At 64.0% G+C, this 6,115-nt stretch carries 7 protein-coding genes; 1 reads left to right on the plus strand and 6 read right to left on the minus strand.

Annotated elements, in window-relative coordinates; translation table 11 throughout:
- The 5 genes from AX681_RS22115 to AX681_RS17755 all read right to left on the minus strand — a co-directional run.
- A partial coding sequence (locus tag AX681_RS22115) for a tetratricopeptide repeat protein (protein WP_197424321.1) occupies positions 1–726 on the minus strand: 726 nt, incomplete at its 3' end.
- Positions 711–1,085 (minus strand): DUF6538 domain-containing protein, encoded by a 375-nt coding sequence (locus AX681_RS23745; RefSeq protein WP_443026123.1) that lies wholly within the window; start codon positions 1,083–1,085, stop codon positions 711–713. The genes AX681_RS23745 and AX681_RS22115, both read right to left, overlap by 16 nt.
- Positions 1,086–1,573: 488 nt before the next feature.
- Positions 1,574–1,834 (minus strand): PqqD family peptide modification chaperone, encoded by a 261-nt coding sequence (locus AX681_RS17745; RefSeq protein WP_066658080.1) that lies wholly within the window; start codon positions 1,832–1,834, stop codon positions 1,574–1,576.
- Positions 1,831–2,733 carry a sulfotransferase domain-containing protein gene (locus AX681_RS17750; RefSeq protein ID WP_066658082.1) on the minus strand — a complete coding sequence of 301 codons (903 nt, stop codon included), beginning with the start codon at positions 2,731–2,733 and terminating at the stop codon, positions 1,831–1,833. The genes AX681_RS17745 and AX681_RS17750 overlap by 4 nt, the downstream gene beginning before the upstream one ends.
- Entirely contained in the window at positions 2,730–3,656 is a 927-nt protein-coding gene (locus AX681_RS17755; protein WP_156442636.1) for a hypothetical protein, read from the minus strand. Before AX681_RS17755 ends, AX681_RS17750 begins: the two co-directional genes overlap by 4 nt.
- A gap of 246 nt (positions 3,657–3,902) precedes the next feature.
- On the opposite strand from AX681_RS17755, the gene AX681_RS22120 reads away from it, so the two are divergent.
- A complete protein-coding gene (locus AX681_RS22120) occupies positions 3,903–4,061 on the plus strand; it encodes a hypothetical protein (protein WP_156442637.1) in 159 nt (52 codons plus the stop codon).
- Between the two features lie 27 nt (positions 4,062–4,088).
- Here the strand turns inward: AX681_RS22120 and AX681_RS17760 are convergent, their stop codons facing one another.
- Complete coding sequence (locus tag AX681_RS17760) at positions 4,089–5,984, minus strand: asparagine synthetase B family protein (RefSeq protein ID WP_082737879.1); 1,896 nt, start codon at positions 5,982–5,984, stop codon at positions 4,089–4,091.
- Between the last annotated feature and the right edge of the window lie 131 nt (positions 5,985–6,115).

A 6,115-nucleotide genomic window follows, 5' to 3' on the forward strand; every position in this document is an offset into this window, starting at 1 on the left:
CTGGAATGCTTTCACCAGCAGCGCGGCTAGTGCCGCGCGCGGTCCGTGGAACAGATTGTCGATCCGTCGGCTGCCCCGATTTGCTTCGAACTCCTCCGGAAATTCGGTAACGGGCGCAGGTTCGGCAAGCAGTGCGGCTGCCAGCTTTACATTGAACGCCGCGATGTCGGCATAACCGTCTGGCACCGGCAACGGCTTGCGGACGATGTGAACCGGGTCGAACATCAGCCGTTTCGCACGTGTCGTATCGCCCGTCAGCGCCAGTGCCACGCCCCAATTGTAGAGCAGCTGGGCACTGACCCCACCACGGTCGAACAGCGTTTCGCATAGTTCCAGCAACGCGTGGTGACGACCGCTCCGGCGGAGCAATCGGCTCAGCAGTCGGCAAGCGCGGGCATCATTGGGCTGGCGCATCAGAACGGCACGAAACTCGGCTTCGGCACCCGCGTCACCCAATTCTGCGAGCGCCGCCGCGCGCTCATAGTTGGCACCGGCGAGCGGCGCCAGAATGCGAAGGGCCGCGTCGGGTCGGCCAAGCATATTGTAGCAGCGCGCCACAAGCATGCGCGCCTCGCCGTCATCCGGCTTAAGCTCTATGGCAGGCTCGAGGCATAGCACCGCGCCACGAAAGTCTAGCTGGTCGAGATGGACATGCGCGAGCTGGACATGCAGCGCCGCCCGTTCTGGGTCCACAGCGAGCGCGCGCTCGATCAGCTGGCGAACCACCACCGGGTCGGCACCGACACGCTCGACTCAGTGGCACGGCATTCGGATAGTTCTGGTGCAGCCGTCCAATCACCCGATTTTCTCGCTGCATCAAATCTTTCATCGATCTGAAATGCGACGACTTTCGCCAATCGTCGGGCGACGGTCAGCGAGGCTGTGCCCAGCGATCTGCTGATGTGACTCGATCCAATGACTTGCCTGAGATCGGAAGGCACCCGCACCCGATATTGAAACATCGCACCTCGACGCCAAACACCGGAAGGCCATCTGTGCGACACCCGTGTGCGACAGTTCGGCCTGTCATTTTCACAACCATCTGAGAGGCTTAAGCTCTGATCGAATGAGGTCTTGTGCGACACTCGTGTGCGACAGTCAGCACAAGAACGTGACTTAAGCGATTGGTTTTCTGCGATTTTTTGGGTGGTGGTGCGCTTACAGGACTCGAACCTGTGACCCCCGCATTACGAATGCGCGGCACGCTGGAGAAAAGGCTGAAGTGCGTGGGCTGTGCCACACTCTATTACGCCATCCAAGGTGATTTGAGCGGGTTTGCGATACCAGTGCGATACCAATCTGTCAGATCGAGCGTTACAGACTCGCTTGGAGGCTCCAAAGCCGTCCGGCTGCTGGCGCGGCGCTCGGCGTTATACCTGGCACACCCCTCGCGACCATTGGTTCGTCAAGTCTGAAGGTGTTCGAAACGGATCAAACGGTTATTGGCGTACCGAGTATAGAAGCGCCAACGTGCCGAAAGCCGCAGCCGATCGACACATCCGTTGGGGATCGGATCAGATTGCCTCGCGAGGCCCGATGTTGTCGCTCCCAGAGAGTATCGTTGCGCGCCGAGTCAAAGCTGTTGGACCATCCCCTTCTGCATCGCCTGTTCGATGAATGCGTTGACCTCTGCGGTCGCCTGGCTCGCGTCGACCTCAAACTGGGCGACCAGGCTTGCAACCAGGTGTTCGATGGTCTGTGGCGTTTCGAGCAGTTCCCAGATCACCGCCCCGGTTTCGTTAAGGCCGACATATTCCCCACGCGCGATGTTCAGCATCAGGATTTCGTCGGATACGCTGGCGACCAACCAGCCCTCTGCACGCATCAACGTCATTCAGTAACCTCCGGAAAACACAAATCATAGCCAAGCTGGCGCATCGTCGCGCCGTGCGCGCGCTCGATCGCCCGCACCTGATCGTCGGTCAGTTCCTCGCGCCACCCACCGGCCCTGCCGGACCGGAAGAACCGGCCGCCCCCGTCGCCATAGGACGGTGCCTCGCGAAATCCTTCGCTGTCCTCTTGCGTGCGTACCACGTCGAAATCGGCAAAGCTGACGGCGCGCGCCGCCTCCGTCACGTCGAGCGAGACGCCGCAAAATTCCAGGGCGTCGGTCAACGTACGGACCGGGTCGCGATGCAGTGCCTCATAGGATACCAAATGCACCGGAACATCCTGCTGCTCCAGCCAGGATGCCGCATGTCCGCTCCAGCTGCTCAGCCGCTGACGCAGCTGGTTGCGCTGCGCGGTAACGATGTCGCACAGCCCGGCCCCGGGATCCGCCATGAACCGGATGGCATGATCGATATCGCGGCCGAGATGGTTGGCGAGCGAAGCGGCAACGTCGCGCGGATCGCGGACGATCAGGATCGCCGCGATTGCACCCTCCGCGCCGCCCAATAAGGGGCTGCCATCGGTCAGCCGGTTATAAGCGTCATGGACCTTGCAGAAGCTGAGATGACCGACCGGCGTCGGCGCCGGTGTGCGCGCCGCCGCCAACGGGTCTCCGGCCGCATACATCAGCGGGCGCAGCGCGTCGCATTCGTCATGGGTCAGCAGCCCCGATGACAGGTGCAATGCGCGTTCGAACCAGTCGCGCGCACTGGCGATCCCGCCCCGTTTCCCGCCAAAGTCGTTGATGCTGACAGGTTCATTCTGCCCGATATTGGCGAGCAGCAGGCGCGCCCAAGTGTTTCCCGACTTGGGATAGGAGGCAAGCCAGACGCGCTGAGTCACGGGGCCGTGTCCAGCCCGCTTTCGCGCCATTGCCGTTTGAGCAGGTCGATCACGGTCGGCAAGTCGGCAAAATCCAGCCGCCGGACAAGATCCGCAACCACCGCCTGAGCGAGCAGCCGGGCGGTCATCTGAAAATAGAGCTGTTGCTGCCCCATCAGCCGGGTCAGCATCGGGCGATAGGCATTGCGCCGCACGGTGCGCGCGGCATCGACCAGATTGAGCGGCACGATCGCGGGCTGCGCCGTGCGCCGATCCTCCTTCAGCGCGTAGATCGCGGTCACCGGCAACGGCGTTTCCTGCCCCACCGACAGTTTCGGCGACACATAGAATTTGTTCAACTGGGGCCGCACCGCCGCCCCCACGCGTGCGTCGACGGCCAGCTTCTCGACCGCCTCCTGCCACAATTTATGTTGCCGCCCATCGGCGAACAGCATCACGCGCCCGGATACCTCGCGCAGCGCACAGAAATCGTCGTTGACCAGCGGGTAACCGCGCTCGACCAGCGCCGCGCCGATGGTGGACTTTCCGGCACCGGAAGGTCCGCAGAACAACACCGCGCCGTCGCCCACCCGGACCGCGCTGGCATGGAGCACGACATCCTCCCGCTGGTGCAACAGCGCGCCCATCCCGGTCGAAGCGATAAAGGCCGCCGCGTCCGCATCGTTTGCGCCCAGCACGACATAGTCGATCGTGCGGCCGTGACTGACCAGCATGTCGACGGTGCCGGGAACGCGCAGACGATATTGGTCCGCCGAAAGCATCCAGTTGGGGCCGGTTTCCCGCACATCGGTCATGGTCGGCAGCGCATCGGTGCGGGCGATGACGATCTCGGCAGCGGTCGGATAATCGGGCGTGATGCGGGTGAATGCCGGAAGGTCCAGATCGGACCCGACGACGCGCCCGCAAACCAGATAATGCAACAAGCGACAGGATCCTGACCGAAACGGGTGGGCGCCGGCGGTGCCGGCGGCGGCGCTCATATTTCGTTCGGCGGGTTCTGCCAATGGTCGATCACGCAAGGGCGGTCTTCACCAACGCATCCTCCGTGCCCATTTTTGGCGCGGAATCGATGAATGCACGCGGCTTTGCTATTTGGTGATGATGCGCCTTGACGCGCGTTGACGCTTGCGGCAACCGCAATGTTGAAGGGAATGAAAAGGGGAATTGTGATGGAGCGTAACGACGAGGCAAAGATCACGGTCGCCACGACAGCGACCCGCAAGCCATGGATGGCCCCCGCACTGATCGCCTCCGACGTGCAGGACACGGCGAACAACCAGCTCCCGACCTTCATCGAGTCGACGACGCCGACCGACCGTCCGTCCTGAGCGGCTTCGATCCGCGGTTACCCGCGCTCAGTTGAAGCCGCGGAACCAGGCGATGTGGCGCGCGGTCAGATAGAGCCGTGCGATCGTTGCGAGCTGCACCGGGTCGGCCTTTTCCAGGCGATCCGGTGCCAGATCGACAAGCAATCGGTCGACATCGATGGCGTTGCACAGTTCCGTCTTGTCGCGCCAGCGTTCAAAATCGGCGCGCATTGTTGCCGCCGCCTCGCGCAACACATCCTCGCTCTGCGGCAATAGCCATTCCTGTGTGTTCGCCCGCGTTGCGAATTGCGGGGGCAGCACATCCGCGAGTGCGGTTCGGGCGAGCATCCGGGTGCGACCGCCAACCCGCTGAACCCGATCCGGGATCGCAAGCCCGAATTCGATCAGCCGGCGGTCGAGCATCGGCCGTACGAGTTCCAGCCCCCGTGCAGCGGCCTCATTGGCATTATTCTGCCGCGCGCGCGATTGCAGCAGGTCGAGTGTGCGAAGCCGCGCCGCCCGATCCCGCACCAGCGTTCTCTGGGGCATCTGCACCACCCCTTCCGCTACCAGCGGATCGAGTTGGTCCGGGCGGCAATAAACCCTGGTCCAATAGATACCGTCGGGCTCCGGTGCCCCGCGCCGCCAGCGCCGGAACCATTGCGGCATCATCGCGGCCAGCATCAGGCGCAGCCCCCGAACCCGCGATCCGCGCGCCTCGGCCCGCGCTTCGCGCCACAGCGCCGCAATGCTGCGCGAGGCCCATAGTGCGTCGAGCGGAGAGGCGATGCGCGGGTTGATCGTCTCATCCCCCCCGATCCCGTCAAACGCGGTCCGTGCGCCGCGACGGCGCAAGCTGTTGTACATGCCGTCGAACACAAAGCCGAGTTGCAACGGCACATCGTCCGAAGCATGATCGGCGATGCCGCCCCGGTCGAGCGGACTTTCATCCGACCGAACCCACCATTCGTGATCCAGATGGGGCATATGATCGTGACACCATTGCGCGCCCTCGCGTGCATCGAATGGGCGGGTCCCGGCGGTGCCGCCATCGGGTGCCATGGCGGAGGTCACGCTCACCACGCGATGGCCCAGCTCTGCGGCGGGCGCACGGGCCAGCCCGGCGATGATCGCGCTGTCGAACCCGCCGCTCAGCAACAGGCCCGGCGGATCGATCAGGCGCCGTACCCGGCACGCTATCGCCTCCCCCACCAGGCGGCGATAGGTGTCATGGTAATAAGACGCATCGCGCCCTTCATGCTCTTGCGCCGCGTGCGGCAGCCAATAGCATGTGTCGGTCACTTCACCGTCCGCCGTGACGCTGCGCACGGTGCCGCCCCGGATCGTCCCGATGCCCGGAACCAGACCTGTGTTCGCGCTCGACCGGAAATCGCGGATAATCGAGCGCATCAATCGCGTCGGATCGAGGTCGCGCGGCACCTCGTGCAGCGCCATCAGCCCCTTGGCCTCTGTCGCGAAGGCCGCGAACCCGTCGCCCTGATACCAGTGGATGCCGCGCATGCCGATCGGATCGCGCGCGATGACGAGCGTCTGTCGTTCCGCATCCCACAGCGCGAACACGAAATCGCCGAGCAGCCGGTCTGCGCACCCCGCGCCCCATGCGCGGTAAGCGGCGAGGATGACCGCGCTGTCCGCCATGCGCGCCAGATCGTCCGGGCTGATCGCCAGCGCCTCTGCAATCTCCTCCCGATTGTCGATCCGCGCATCGGCCACCAGCGTCAGCATGCCGTCGCTGAGCGGCTGGCGTTCGAACCGGTCCTCCCGGTTGACGCGCATCAGGCAATGGCCAAGCCCGACATTGCCCAGCCGGATGTGGCGGATACCATCCGGGCCCCGCGCCCGCAGCGCCGCCCCCGTTCGCTTCAATGTGTCATCGCTTACCGGATCGCCGTCGAACCGGATGATGCCAAACACCGCACTCACGTTTTTCAGGGACTTTCTTGCAGCGAAGCGAACCTTGGGTTGCGTGACGCCTAGTCGGTTACCCCGACCAGCGCCAGTTGCAACAGCGTGGTCACGGCTTCACCGAACGCGGCATCGGTTGGCACCGTCCC

This window comes from Sphingomonas sp. CCH9-E2 (assembly GCF_001557215.1).
Classification (GTDB): Bacteria; Pseudomonadota; Alphaproteobacteria; order Sphingomonadales; family Sphingomonadaceae; genus Sphingomonas.

What these genes read in the sequence shown, in the direction of transcription:
- AX681_RS22120 (WP_156442637.1), top strand. Translation starts at nt 3,903, where the DNA reads ATGGAGCGTAACGACGAGGCAAAGATCACGGTCGCCACGACAGCGACC.
- AX681_RS17745 (WP_066658080.1), bottom strand. Translation starts at nt 1,834, where the DNA reads ATGACGTTGATGCGTGCAGAGGGCTGGTTGGTCGCCAGCGTATCCGAC.